At 64.8% G+C, this 13,242-nt stretch carries 13 protein-coding genes; 4 read left to right on the top strand and 9 right to left on the bottom strand.

From position 1 onward, the window contains the following. The first annotated feature begins 62 nt into the window (after positions 1 to 62). On the top strand, positions 63 to 1,061 hold the full coding sequence (gene ppk2, locus QGV55_RS01865) for a polyphosphate kinase 2 (RefSeq protein WP_281018573.1): 999 nt from the start codon (positions 63 to 65) through the stop codon (positions 1,059 to 1,061). A gap of 6 nt (positions 1,062 to 1,067) precedes the next feature. On the opposite strand, the gene QGV55_RS01870 is transcribed toward ppk2, so the two are convergent. The 5 genes from QGV55_RS01870 to QGV55_RS01890 form a co-directional block, all read right to left on the bottom strand. Then, the gene (locus QGV55_RS01870; protein ID WP_281018572.1) at positions 1,068 to 2,099 is read right to left on the bottom strand and encodes a DUF2125 domain-containing protein; all 1,032 of its coding nucleotides are present in this window, start codon (positions 2,097 to 2,099) and stop codon (positions 1,068 to 1,070) included. After that, the gene (dapD, locus tag QGV55_RS01875) at positions 2,100 to 2,942 is read right to left on the bottom strand and encodes a 2,3,4,5-tetrahydropyridine-2,6-dicarboxylate N-succinyltransferase (RefSeq protein ID WP_281018571.1); all 843 of its coding nucleotides are present in this window, start codon (positions 2,940 to 2,942) and stop codon (positions 2,100 to 2,102) included. 199 nt (positions 2,943 to 3,141) lie between these two features. Beyond that, positions 3,142 to 5,298, bottom strand: coding sequence for a calcium-binding protein (locus tag QGV55_RS01880; RefSeq protein WP_281023709.1), 2,157 nt, complete (start codon positions 5,296 to 5,298; stop codon positions 3,142 to 3,144). A gap of 403 nt (positions 5,299 to 5,701) precedes the next feature. Then, on the bottom strand, positions 5,702 to 6,241 hold the full coding sequence (locus tag QGV55_RS01885; protein WP_281018569.1) for a carboxymuconolactone decarboxylase family protein: 540 nt from the start codon (positions 6,239 to 6,241) through the stop codon (positions 5,702 to 5,704). A gap of 6 nt (positions 6,242 to 6,247) precedes the next feature. After that, a complete protein-coding gene (locus tag QGV55_RS01890; RefSeq protein WP_281018568.1) occupies positions 6,248 to 7,039 on the bottom strand; it encodes an enoyl-CoA hydratase-related protein in 792 nt (263 codons plus the stop codon). Between the two features lie 74 nt (positions 7,040 to 7,113). On the opposite strand from QGV55_RS01890, the gene QGV55_RS01895 reads away from it, so the two are divergent. Next, positions 7,114 to 7,905, top strand: coding sequence for a methyltransferase domain-containing protein (locus QGV55_RS01895; RefSeq protein WP_281018567.1), 792 nt, complete (start codon positions 7,114 to 7,116; stop codon positions 7,903 to 7,905). Here QGV55_RS01895 and QGV55_RS01900 read toward each other — a convergent pair. Beyond that, positions 7,892 to 8,326: a MarR family winged helix-turn-helix transcriptional regulator gene (locus tag QGV55_RS01900; protein ID WP_281018566.1), complete on the bottom strand. Its 435-nt coding sequence runs from the start codon at positions 8,324 to 8,326 to the stop codon at positions 7,892 to 7,894. The two genes, QGV55_RS01895 and QGV55_RS01900, sit on opposite strands and share 14 nt — an antisense overlap. Positions 8,327 to 8,447: 121 nt before the next feature. Here QGV55_RS01900 and hppD point away from each other — a divergent pair, with 121 nt between their 5' ends. Continuing rightward, a complete protein-coding gene (hppD, locus tag QGV55_RS01905; RefSeq protein ID WP_281018565.1) occupies positions 8,448 to 9,524 on the top strand; it encodes a 4-hydroxyphenylpyruvate dioxygenase in 1,077 nt (358 codons plus the stop codon). Then, positions 9,521 to 10,531 carry a fumarylacetoacetate hydrolase family protein gene (locus QGV55_RS01910; RefSeq protein WP_281018564.1) on the top strand — a complete coding sequence of 337 codons (1,011 nt, stop codon included), beginning with the start codon at positions 9,521 to 9,523 and terminating at the stop codon, positions 10,529 to 10,531. Before hppD ends, QGV55_RS01910 begins: the two co-directional genes overlap by 4 nt. A gap of 80 nt (positions 10,532 to 10,611) precedes the next feature. On the opposite strand, the gene QGV55_RS01915 is transcribed toward QGV55_RS01910, so the two are convergent. Genes QGV55_RS01915 through QGV55_RS01925 form a run of 3 tightly spaced genes read right to left on the bottom strand, consistent with a single transcriptional unit; the run spans position 10,612 to position 13,228 of the window. Continuing rightward, positions 10,612 to 10,959 (bottom strand): 2Fe-2S iron-sulfur cluster-binding protein, encoded by a 348-nt coding sequence (locus QGV55_RS01915; protein WP_281018563.1) that lies wholly within the window; start codon positions 10,957 to 10,959, stop codon positions 10,612 to 10,614. Continuing rightward, entirely contained in the window at positions 10,956 to 12,110 is a 1,155-nt protein-coding gene (locus tag QGV55_RS01920) for a cysteine desulfurase family protein (RefSeq protein WP_281018562.1), read from the bottom strand. Before QGV55_RS01920 ends, QGV55_RS01915 begins: the two co-directional genes overlap by 4 nt. Further along, a complete protein-coding gene (locus QGV55_RS01925) occupies positions 12,107 to 13,228 on the bottom strand; it encodes a cysteine desulfurase family protein (protein WP_281018561.1) in 1,122 nt (373 codons plus the stop codon). Before QGV55_RS01925 ends, QGV55_RS01920 begins: the two co-directional genes overlap by 4 nt. Positions 13,229 to 13,242: the final 14 nt, after the last annotated feature.

Genomic DNA, 13,242 nt, shown 5'->3' on the forward strand with positions numbered 1-13,242 from the left:
GCGGCCCGAACCCGCCGAGCGGGATTTGATTCACATCAAGCATTGTTGCCGACTGCTGGGCCATGGTTCACCAGCAGGAACAGGTGAAGGGGGCGGTCATGCAGGATGACGAGGATACTGTTGCGGAGGATGCGTCCGGCACCGGCGCAGAAAGTGGCGTTGCTCCGGCGAAAGGTTCAGGTGCGCTTGTCCGTTCGAACACCGGGTCGCACCGGGTGGCCGAGATGCGGCACGATCCGGCCACGGTCCGGCGGTTGTTCGAGACCGGTGAATATCCCTATCGCGGCAAGGTCAAGCGACCCGACTACGAACGCCACAAGGCCGAGCTGCAGGTCGAGCTGCTGAAACTGCAGGAGTGGGTGAAGAACACCGGCGAACGTGTCCTGGTCCTGTTCGAGGGGCGGGACGCGGCCGGCAAGGGCGGCACCATCAAGCGGTTCACCGAGCATCTGAACCCCCGCGGCGCACGGGTCGTTGCCCTCGACAAGCCCACGGAGCGGGAACAGGGGCAATGGTACTTCCAGCGCTATGTGCAGCATCTGCCCTCTGCGGGGGAGATCGTGATGTTCGACCGGTCCTGGTACAACCGGGCGGGGGTGGAGCGGGTAATGGGGTTCTGCGAACCGCGCGACTATCTGGAGTTCATGCGCCAGGCTCCCGAGTTCGAGCGGATGCTGGTCCGTTCCGGCATCAGACTGTTCAAGTACTGGTTCTCGGTGACGCGGGAGGAGCAGCTTCGCCGCTTCAAGGCGCGGGAGCGGGAGCCGCTGAAACGCTGGAAGCTGTCGCCCATCGACCGGCTGTCGATCGACAAGTGGGATGAATACACGGAAGCCAAGGAAGCCATGTTCTTCCACACCGACACGGCGGACGCGCCCTGGAACATCATCAAGTCCGACGACAAGAAGCGCGCACGGCTGAACTGCATGCGCCACTTTCTCAATGCCGTCCCCTACGACACCAAGGACCGCCACGTGGTCGGGCATCCCGACCCGCTGATCGTCGGATCGGGCGAATATGTCATCAAGGGCGGGGCCATGCCGGGTGGCCCGCGCAACTGACCCTGATCAGTAGGCCGGCGGCACCGGGAACAGCTTGAACCCGAGCAGGGAGACGATTCCGTCCTGGATGGTCAGGGGAAGGGTGACGGTGCGGTTGCCTTCCTTGTCTGTCTTCTCCAGCGCCGACACGGCCATGCGCAGGCCGACACGTGCGATCTCCGACATGCGTCCCTGCGCGGTCAGGGCATCGATGAACTGGTCCGCGCCATGCACGACAAAGGTCATGGCCCCTTCGGGACGGCGGTTCAGGTCCAGGGCGACCGTACCGTCGCCACTGACCCGCAGGCGGTCCGTCAGGAAGGCAATGCGTGAGACGTCGATGACGCCGGACGCGTCGCGCCAGGCATCCAGGGCCGCAGGCGTCGTCCCGGCGGGCAGCGGGCGCAGCAGGACGGAAAGCGCGGCCTGCTGATAGGTGTCGCCGATGGGAACCAGGCCAGCGGTCAGCACGATGTCGTCGCCGGTCAGCGCCAGGTTGGTGCTGTCCTTCGGCCGCTCAGGGGCCTGTCCGTCATTGTCGCGGTAATGGAACTGCAATCGCCCGGCCTGGCGGACAGGGCTGTCGCCATCCGCCACCATCTCGTGGACGTCGGTCGCGATGGTCTCCAGGTGGCCGGCATCGCTGAACCGCACGGAGATGCGGGTGTCGGCGCTGCGGATCACCGCGGCCTTCCGACCGTCATGGGCGTTCCAGCCCAGTTGCTGCGCGCCCTGAGGCTGCAGGATCACGTGCCGCAGGTTCCAGGGCTGGAAGTAGACATCCAGAGCGCCCGCCGACCAGGAGGGGGCCGCGGGCTGCCGGGGGAGGGATATTGCCGGCGTGTCGACGGTCAGCAGCAGGCGATAGGGAAAGCCCGAAACCTCCACCGGGCCGTGGCGCACATCGACGCCCTCCGCCCGGCGGTCGGCAACCCAGCGGTCAAGACCTGCCCGCAGCCCTTCCGCCAGATGGTTCCAGTAGAACCAGTAGCCAACACCCCCGCCGAGCACGAGCAGCAGGACGAGCGGCCCGATCCAGCGGCGGAGGAAGGCGCCCATTCAGGTCCTCAGCAGTTCGTTGATGGAGGTCTTGGCGCGGGTTCCCGCATCGACCTTCTTCACGATCACGGCGCAATAGAGGCTGGGTGTCGGCTTGCCGTCGATCACTGGCCCGGGCAAGGCGCCCGGCACGACAACGGAATAGGCTGGCACGCGACCGCGATGCACCTCGCCGGTCTCCCGGTCGACGATCTTGGTGGAGGCACCGATGTAGACGCCCATGGACAGCACCGCGCCTTCTTCGACCAGCACGCCCTCGGCCACTTCGGAGCGGGCACCGATGAAGACATTGTCCTCGATGATCACCGGCTCCGCCTGCAGCGGCTCCAGCACGCCACCGATACCGGCACCGCCGGAGATGTGGCAGTTCTTCCCGATCTGGGCACAGGACCCGACCGTGGCCCAGGTATCGACCATGGTGCCACTGTCCACATAGGCACCCAGATTGACGAAGCTGGGCATCAGCACGACACCGGGTGCGATGTGCGCGCTGCGCCGCACGATGCAGTTCGGCACGGCGCGGAAGGCGGCCTTGCGGAATTCCGCATCGCCCCAGCCGGCGAACTTGCTCGGCACCTTGTCGAACCAGTTCGTCATGTCACCGGGACCGCCACTGATCGGGGTCATGTCGTTCAGGCGGAAGCTCAGCAGCACCGCCTTCTTCAGCCACTGGTTCACCACCCAGGTGCCCTTCACCTTCTCCGCCACACGCGCCTCGCCGGAGTCCAGCGCGTCCAGGGCCTGGTTGACCGCTTCGGGAACCTCCCCCGTGGTCGTGGTGTCAATGCTGTCCCGGTTTTCCCAGGCGGCTTCGATGGTCTTTTCCAGTGCGTCCAGGCTCACGTCTGCCCCTCCGGTGTGAAAATGTTCAGGGTGCGACCGCCAAGCGGTTGCAGTTGGCGCGGAACCTAGCCGGTTCTGCCGGGAAGGAAAAGACGGCCCGGAAGGGATTTCGGCCGTTTCATGCAAACCGCCATGAAACGGAACGGGGCCGGTCGGGTTTCCCCGACCGGCCCCGGTCGCATGATCTGTCGCGGCAGGATCAGACGAGACCGATGAAGTCGTCCTCATCCAGGCAATCCGCCCGGAAATCCTTCAGCGTGATGGATCCGCCACCCTCGACCTCGATCACCGTGTCCCGGCCCCACCAGCCGGAGCGGGAGATGTTGAGGTCTTCGAACGACAGGTTCAGGTTCGACATGTCGATGCGGTCACCCTGATAGCTGGAGAAGTCGGTGATCGTGTCGTCACCCTTGTTGGCGAAGATCGTGTCATCGCCGGCATCGCCAACGGCCACGTCATTGCCTTCGCCGCCGATCATCTCGTCGGCACCATCGCCACCGATCATGGTGTCGTCGCCGTCACCGCCGTCGATCAGGTCATCGCCCTCGCCGCCGTCGAGCGCGTCATCGCCGACGCCGCCGTCCAGTTCGTCGGCACCTTCATCACCGAACAGGGAGTCGTTGCCGTCGGCACCAGCCAGGATGTCGTTGCCATAGCCGCCGTGGGCAACGTCATCACCTGCCTCGCCGCGCAGCACGTCGTCGCCGCCGTCACCGAAGAGTGTGTCATTGTCATCACCGCCGAGAACGGTGTCGTTGTTCTCGCCACCCGACAGCAGGTCGTTGCCCGCGCCGCCGTCGATGGTGTCCTCACCGCAGTCACCGGTCGCCACGTCGTCGCCGTCGTTGCCGCGCACATCGTCGTCACCCAGACCACCGTCCAGGGTGTCGCTGCCTTCGTCACCGAACAGGGTGTCGTTGCCCGCGTTACCCGTCAGAACGTCCTGGCCCTGACCACCGGTAACAGAGTCGTTGCCGTCGTTACCGGCCACGACATCATCGCCGTTATCGCCGCGAACGGTATCGTCGTCCTGATCACCATTCAGCGTGTCGTCGCCGTCACCACCACGGAGGATGTCCTGACCGGCACCGCCCTCGGCAAAGTCATCGCCGAACAGCAACTGCAGGATATCGTCGCCCAGGCCGCCAAAGGCGATGTCGTTGCCGTTGCCGCCATTGATCGAGTCGTTGCCGTCGCCGCCGTCCAGATCGTCGTCCCCGTCCTCACCGAACAGGGAGTCATCACCGCCGTCGCCGTTCAGGATGTCGCCATCCTCACCGCCGAACAGCAGGTCATTGCCCAGCCCGCCGACCAGGTCGTCCAGGCCGCCATTGCCGCGCAGGGTGTCGTTGCCGTTGCCGCCATTGGCAAAGTCATTGCCGTTCCCGGCGGTCACATTGTCGTCGCCGTTACCGGATTCGATGGTGTCGTCACCGTCATTGCCGCGCAGGTTGTCGTTGCCGTTGCCGCCGTCGATGTCGTCATTGCCGTCGTTGCCGTTGATGGTGTCATCACCGTCGCCACCGACCAGGTAGTCGTCGCCCTCGTCACCCGACAGCGTGTCATTGCCGTCCTGGCCCAGCAGTTCGTCCGCGCCGAGGCCACCGAACAGATCGTCGTCGTCGGTACCGCCCTCGACGTAGTCGTCGCCGTCCTCGCCACGGACCGTGTCCTGGCCATTGCCGCCAAAGGCCTCGTCATTGCCTGCACCGCCATCCAGCAGGTCGTCGCCGTCATTGCCGACCAGGACGTCGTCGCCGTCACCGCCGAACAGTTCCTCGTTGGCATCGTCACCGGCAACCGTGTCGTTGCCGCCGCCGGTCTTCACAATCTCGATGGATTCCAGCGTGTCGTTACCGAAGTCGTCGCTGCTGGCGGTGCCATCGTCGTTGCCGTTGGCGCCCAGATCGACGGTCACATCGCCATCGGTGTCGCGATAGTCGACCTCGTCACGGCCCGCGCCACCGGCGATGTCGTCATCGCCCGCGTCGCCCTTGATCGTGTCGTCGCCATTGTTGCCGCGCAGGTCATCGTCGCCCGCGCCGCCGGACATGGAGTCGTTGCCATCATCACCCTGGATGACGTCATCGCCGCCGCCGCCGAACAGCCGGTCATCATCGTCACCGCCGCGCAGCACATCGTCGCCGCCACCACCGTTGATGTTGTCGTTGCCCTCGTCGCCGCGCAGCGTGTCGTCACCGGCAAGGCCGCCGATGCTGTCGTCGCCGCCGCCGCCAAAGATCCGGTCGTCGTCGTTGGTGCCCTGCAGGCTCTCGTCGGTCCCGTCACCATTAATGGTCGCAAAAGCAATGCGCTGGCTGGCATCAAGGCCAATCATCTGTGCGAGTAGTGACATGCCGAACTCTCCTACGTCTGTCCCGTTTCTGGACAATTTCGCATCTTGCCCCTCCGGAATGTCGCGCTTTCGGACAGCGCAACCCCTTCCAGACCCTGATGACGGGATGGTTGCCAGTTTCGTACCAGCAGCCCGAAGCCATGAGACTCTTGTCCCGGTTCACGATCATTGAAGCGCAAGAATCTGAACAAATCGTATAAGTATTTGATTTAATAGAGAAATATAAAATGATACGGAAATTTGAGACGGATTTTAGGAAATCCTGCCGGGTGTGCGTCGCACGTGCCCAAGGCACGCGAGGCCCCGGGTGTCGGCATGCAGGACACCTGATTCTCGCATTTTGCGGATTGCCGGTCTTCAACTCTGGGTAGCATGGTCGCACACGCAGCCGGACGAAATGCCCTCAGCGATCCAGCGTGATCGCAGGACCGTCCGCAGCCTCCAGATCCACGTCGAAGGTGTTGAGCAGACGGCTGACCATCATGTAGCAGCCGATGCCCATGGTCAGTTCCACCATCTGCTGATGGTCCATCCGCTCCGCCAGCGGCCCGAAGGTCTCGTCGCTGGCGCGCACGTTGGCGACCACATCATCGGTGTAGCGCAGGACCAGGGTCTCGATCTCGTCGAACACGTCGGTTCCGGGCCAGGATGCGATGGCAGCGATCTTTTCCGCCGCGCCGCCAACCGCTGCCGCCATCGGTTCATGCTGCTGGATCTCGTAGGGGGCGCCGGACAGGTGACCGACCCGCAGGATGGCCAGTTCCAGCAACCACTTGTCCACCGCGGACTTGCGCAGCAGGGCATCGGAGAAGGCAATGAAGCGCCTGAACTCGGGTGCGGCATGGGCCAGCATGCGAAAGACATTCATGGCAGGAAGCTGCTGCAGCAGGTCCGCGACCTTCTCCGGCGCGGTGGCCGGATCGACATAGGGTATGCGTGCCATCTGCCTCTATTCCCCGGTGAACACGGGGCGGCGCTTCTCGCGAAACGCATTCACCGCTTCCTGATGATCCTTCGACCGGTTCGAGAGTGATTCATAGGCCAGTGAGGTATCCATGATGCTGTGGGCGAGCTGTTTCAGCCCGATATTGACCGAGACCTTGGTCCAGCGGATCGCCTGTGCTGCGCCATTGGCCAGGCGGGACGCCATGCGATCCGTGGCCTCGTCCAGTTCGCCGGCCGGGACCGCGTGGTTGATCATGCCCATCGCCACCGCGTCCTCCGCGGTCATCAGCTTGCCGGTCATCAGATATTCCTTGGCGCGGGCATAGCCGATCAGCTGCGGCCAGATCACCGCGCCGCCGTCACCCGCCACCAGCCCGACCGAGACATGCGGGTCGCCGATGCGTGCACTGTCGTTGGCAATGATGATGTCGCAGAACAGGGCGATGGTGGCACCCAGGCCGACCGCATCGCCGTTCAGGCGGCAGATGATGGGCTTCTCGCAGTCCAGCAGGCCGAAGATGATCTTCTTGGCCTCGAAGACCACGGTATCGAAGCCGAGAGGGTCATCGACGCCCGACTGCATCCAGTCGATGTCACCCCCGGCGCAGAAGGCCCGCCCCGCGCCGGTCAGCACGATGATGTCCGCCGGGTCGGTTGCCACGTCATAGAAGACATGACTGAGTTCCGTATGCAGGTCGCCGTTGACGGCATTCAGCACGTCCGGGCGGTTCAGGGTCACGGTCAGGACCTTGCCGTCCCGCTTGAAACTGATGGTCTTGTAGTCTTCGAATTTCATGATTGTGCCTCCCCAGTCACAAGTGGAGTATCCGGCGCATTGCAGGCAAAGGTCAATCGGCGGAGGGCAAGGCAATGGGCAAGGGCGGCAGCGACCAGTGGAATCCCGATCAGTACATGAAAGGCGCTATGGGCGACCTGCGCACCCGGCCCGCCGTCGATCTGCTGAACCGGGTGATGCATGACGGGCCGCGCCGCGCCGTAGACCTGGGCTGCGGGCCCGGCAATTCCACCCGGCTGCTGAGCGCGCGCTGGCCCGGCGCTGAAGTCTGCGGCGTCGACAATTCCCCGGCAATGCTGAAGAAGGCTTCGGCGATCGACACCGGGATCGCATGGCAGCTTGCCGACATCGCCGACTGGGAACCGGTGGGCGACACCGACGTGATCTTCGCCAATGCCTCGCTGCACTGGGTGCCGGATCACGCCCACCTGTTCACGCGGCTGGCCCGATCGCTGCCGTCCGGCGGGATACTGGCCGTGCAGATGCCGAACAATTTCGCCGCCCCCTCGCACAGCCTGATCAGCGAGATTGCGGAGCGGCCGGAGTTCCAGGCGGCGCTTGCGGGCCGGCTTCTGGGAGATTTCGTGCAGCCGGCCTCCTTCTACCACAGTCTGCTGCGCGCCCTGCCGGGCCAGGTGGATGTCTGGGAGACGGAGTACCTGCAAAGCCTCACCGGCGATGATCCGGTACTCGAATGGGTACGCGGCACGGCCCTGCTGCCTGTGCAGGAGAACCTGTCTTCCGCAGACTTCCAGACCTTCACCGAACTCTATCGCGCGCGGCTGCGACAGGCCTACCCGATGGGCGATGACGGTGTGACCGTGTTCCCGTTCCGCCGCATGTTCATCACCTTCACGGCTGACTGAGCTGCGCCAGTGCCCGCATGAGGATTTCAGCCTCCGGGGCTGACAGACGCGCGAACAGGTCCTGCTCGTAGGCGCGGGCCATTGGCACGATCCGGCGGTAGATCTCCTGCCCGCTGGCTGACAGCGACAGTATGGTGCGGCGTCGGTCCTCTTCATCGGCACGCCTGTCCAGATGTCCGTTGCGGAGCAACTGTGCAACGGCGCGGGAGACCTGGACCTTGTCCATGGCACTGCGGGCCGCGACCTCGTTGGCGGAAATGTCGGGGAACCGCCCGAGGACGGCCATCACCCGCCACTCCGGGATGCTGAGATCGAATTCTTCCCTGTAGCGGCGCGCAAGCCGGCCGCTGACCGCGTCCGTGGCCACGGCCAGGCGGTAGGGCAGGAAGTTCGGCAGGTCGATGACATCAGGATCAGGCATTGAATTTAGTTTCAAATGAAACTATTGTCCCGTCAACCCCTGACGCGGCATCGACTGATGGAATTGCGTGCGCGCAACGGTCAGGCAACGAACGGTTCAATTCATGTGGAGGAGAGCGGACATGGCTGATCTCTGGGAAAACCCGATGCAGACGGATGGCTTCGAGTTCGTGGAATTCACCGCGCCGGAGCCGGAGAAGCTGGGCAAGGTGTTCGAGATGCTGGGCTTCGTTGCCGTCGGACGGCACCGTTCCAAGGATGTCACCCTGTACCGGCAGGGCGATGTGAACCTGGTCGTGAATGGCGAGAAGTCCGGTTTCCCCCGCTCCTTCGCGGCGCTGCATGGCCCCAGTGCCTGTGCCATCGCCTTCCGCGTTAAGGACGCCGCCGCTGCCTACAGGCGGGCACTTGAACTGGGCGCCTGGGGCGTCGAGACCCACGCCGGGCCGATGGAACTGAACATTCCGGCGATCAAGGGGATCGGTGACTCGCTGATCTATCTGGTCGACCGCTATGGCGCGAAGGGTTCGATCTACGATGTGGATTTCGAACCGGTGGCGGGGGCCGAGGTGAAACCGGCGGGTGCGGGCCTCACATATCTGGATCACCTGACCCACAATGTGCACCGCGGGCGCATGGACGAATGGTCGGAATTCTATGAGCGGCTCTTCAATTTCCGCGAGATCCGCTATTTCGATATCGAGGGCAAGGTGACGGGGCTGAAGTCCAAGGCCATGACCAGCCCCTGCGGCATGATCCGCATCCCGATCAACGAAAGCTCCGACGACAAGTCCCAGATCCAGGAATATCTCGAGGAATATCATGGCGAAGGTATTCAGCACATCGCCTTCGGCACCGACGACATATACGCGACGGTGGAGCACATGCGGTCGCTGGGCGTGCCGTTTCAGGAGACTCCCGCCACCTACTATGAGGGTGTCGAGGGCCGCGTACCGGGCCACGGCGAGGATCTGGCCCGGATGCAGGCCAACAATATCCTGATCGATGGCGGCGAAGGGCAGGGCGGTGGCCTGCTGCTGCAGATCTTCACCCAGACGGTGATCGGCCCGATCTTCTTCGAGATCATCCAGCGCAAGGGCAACGAGGGCTTCGGGGAGGGCAACTTCAAGGCCTTGTTCGAATCCATCGAACTCGATCAGATAAAGCGCGGATACATCAAGGATGGAGCGACCTCGTGAGACTTGCCTCCCTGAACGAAGGCCGTGACGGTCGCCTGGTCGTTGTCAGCCGTGATCTGACCCGTGCCGCACCCGTGGCCGAGATCGCGCCCACCATGCAGGCGGCGCTGGACAACTGGGACCACGCGGCGCCGCTGCTGGACGCCACCTATCACTCGCTGAACGTCGGCGGCGCGCGCGACGCCTTCGACCTCGACCCGGCGCAGCTCGCATCTCCCCTGCCGCGGGCCTACCAGTGGGCGGACGGATCAGCCTACGTCAATCATGTGGAACTGGTGCGCAAGGCCCGCGGTGCGGAATTGCCGGAGAGTTTCTGGACCGACCCGCTGATGTACCAGGGTGGCTCCGACACCTACCTCGGACCCCGGGAGGACATTCCGGTGGCGTCGGAGGATTTCGGCATTGATTTCGAGGCAGAGGTTGCGGTGATCACCGGCGACGTGCCGATGGGCGCCACGCCCGAGCAGGCCGGAGAGCACATCCGCCTGCTGATGCTGGTCAATGACGTTTCCCTGCGCGGGCTTATCCCCGGTGAACTGGCCAAGGGCTTCGGCTTCTTCCATGGCAAGCCGTCCAGCGCCTTCAGCCCCGTAGCGGTGACACCTGACGAACTGGGGGATGCCTGGGATGGTGCGAAAGTCCACCTGCCGCTGCTCTCCACGCTGAACGGTGATCTGTTCGGCAAGCCGGAGGCGGGCCAGGACATGACCTTCAGTTTTCCGCAACTGATCGCCCACGCGGCGAAGACCCGGAAGCTGTCGGCCGGCACCATCGTCGGATCGGGCACCGTTTCCAACCTGGACCCGGATGGCAGCCCCGGTCGCCCGGTGGCGCAGGGTGGCCTCGGCTATTCCTGCATCGCCGAGATTCGCATGATCGAGACCATCAGGGATGGCAAGCCCGCCACATCCTTCATGCGTTTCGGCGACCGGATCCGCATCGAGATGCAGGACGGCGAAGGCCAGTCGATCTTCGGGGCCATCGACCAGAAGGTCGTGCAGGCCTGAGCCGGGACGCCTGCTGTTTGCTTGCAGCGCGAACGCTGAAATGCCCCTTCCCCCGCAAAGGGGGGAAGCAGGCACGGTTGCTATCCCAGCAGCACGTTGTGACTGCCGCGCGGCAGGCGCAGCACCATGCCGTCGAGCTTCTCCGCCAGCAGGACCTGACAGCCGAGGCGTGAGGTTTCCTGCAGGTCGTAGGCGAGGTCGAGCATGTCCTCCTCCTCTTCCCGTGGCTCTGGCAGGCGGTCGTACCATGGGTCCTGCACGATGACATGGCAGGTCGAGCAGGCCATGCAGCCCTCGCAGGCCCCCTCGATCGGCACATCGAAGCGATGGGCCACCTCCAGCAGGGATTCGCCGGGCTTGCCTGTCGCCTCGATACGCTTTCCGTCCGCCTTGACGAAGGTCACCCGAACAGTTCTCTGGTCGTTCATGCTTTCTGCCTGGCCTTTCCGATGGCATCACTGAGGATATCAATGGTGCGGTCTATCTGATCCTGATCGTTGGTTCGTGCCAAGCCGATACGCAACGAACTGCGGATAGCGGTTTCGCTGAGGCCGATGGCCTGCAGCACGTGTGACGGGGCGGAAGACACGGAGGAACAGGCCGACCCGGTCGAGATGGCCACCTCCGGTGCCGCGCGGATGATGTCATCGGCGTCGGCGCCCTCGACGCGGAAGTTCAGGTTGCCGGGCAGGCGCATCAGTTGCGCGCCGTTGATGTGCAGCCCGTCCACCCTCTCCGACAGGCCGAGCCAGAGCCGGTCGCGCAGACCACGGATCACGGTCATGTCGTCCGCCAGATGATCCTGCGCCAACCGGCAGGCCGCCCCGAAGCCCACCGCCAGCGGTGTCGGCACCGTGCCCGACCGCAGCCCGTCCTGCTGCCCGCCGCCTGCCATCATCGGTCGGATGGCCGTGCGTGCGGCCTCCGACAGGACAAGCGCGCCGATGCCCTTCGGTCCATGCAGCTTGTGTGCGGTGATGCTCATAAGATCGACACCCAGCCGGTCGATGTCGATGCGGATGCGGCCCAGGGCCTGTGCCGCGTCGCAATGCATCAGGGCACCATGCGCGTGTGCGGCGCGGGCAATGTCCGCCACCGGCTGGATGGTGCCGATCTCGTTGTTGGCCAGCATGACGGAGACCAGTCCCACGTCACCGCCCGACAGTTCGGCGGCGACCGTCTCGGGATCGATGCCGCCACCCGGCTCGACCGCCATGACGGTGACCGGCCACCCCTCCTGCGCCAGCCGCCGCGCGGTCTCCAGCACACAGGGATGTTCCACGTTGGTGGTCAGGATGCGGCGGTGTTCGGGCGGCAGGCCGGCGGCGATGCCGGTCAGGGCCCAGTTGTTCGCCTCCGTCGCGCCGCTGGTGAAGATCACCTGATCGGGTGACCCGCCAAGCAGCTCCGAGATCTCCATCCGCGCCAGATCGACCGCGGCCTCCGCCGCCCAGCCATGCTCATGGTGGCGCGAATGCGGGTTCCCCGGCCGTTCCGTGAACCACGGCAGCATCTCCGCCAGGACATCGGGGTCGACGGGGGTGGTGGCATGATGATCCAGGTAGATGGCGTCACTCACGCGGCGCGTTTCCTGTTCCAGAGATCGCTCCAGGCAGAGAGCAGGGCGTCGATATCCTCAGCCGTTGTCGTCCAGCCGGTCGAGATGCGGATCGCCTCGGTCGCGGATTCCTTGCTCCGCCCCATGGCTGTCAGCACGTGGGACGGTGTGACCTTGCCGGAACTACAGGCCGATCCGGCACTGACCGCGATCCCGGCCAGATCCAGCGCCATGACCTGGGTCTCTGCCGCGACGCCGGGCATTCGCACACATGTCGTGTTAGGCAGCCGTGCCACCCCTTCAGCCATGATCTCGACCGGGGGGCAGGCCGCGCGCAGTCCCGCTTCCAGGGCCTGCTGCATCTGTTTCATCCGTTCGATGCCGGCCTCGAGACCGGCCAGCGTCGCCTCGGCTGCCGCACCGAAACCGGCAATGCCGATCAGGTTCTCCGTACCCGCCCGCCGCCAGCTTTCCTGTCCCCCACCGACGATCATCGGCGTGATCTGCAGGGAGGGACGGACGATCAGGGCGCCAACCCCGGCGGGGCCACCGATCTTGTGCGCGGACAGGCTGATCATGTCCGCCACGGCGACGAGGTCGGCCAGCATCATCTTGCCTGCGGCCTGAATGGCGTCGACATGCAGCAGCGCACCGGTCTCGCGACAGATCGCGGCGACCTCGGCAATCGGCTGCACGACACCTGTTTCATTGTTGGCGGCCATGACGGAGACCAGTGCCGGTGCGTCATCATTGGAAACCAGCAGCGTGCGCAGGGCGTCCAGGTCGACACGCCCGTTCCCGTCAACGGGAACAATGTCGCCGTTCAGCCGTTCCGCGGTGCGCAGGCTGGCGTCGTGCTCGACCGCCGAGACCAGAACCCGCCGGTCCGGCCAGGCCGACAGCGCCCAGTTGCTGGCCTCGGTCCCGCCACCGGTGAAACAGACGTCCGCGGCCCGACAGCCAGCCAGTGCCGCAACCTGACGGCGGGCCTTGTCCAGACGCGCGCGGGCGGCACGGCCCTCCGCGTGCACGCTGGACGGATTGCCTGAACTGTCCATGACGGCCTGCATCGCCGCCCTGGCCTCTGGCCGCAGCGGTGCGGTCGCGTTGAAATCCAGATAGTGCCGTTGTTTCAGCATGGTGCCAGATCAGC

It is taken from the genome of Minwuia sp. IMCC3009 (genome assembly GCF_029909415.1).
GTDB lineage: Bacteria > Pseudomonadota > Alphaproteobacteria > Minwuiales > Minwuiaceae > Minwuia.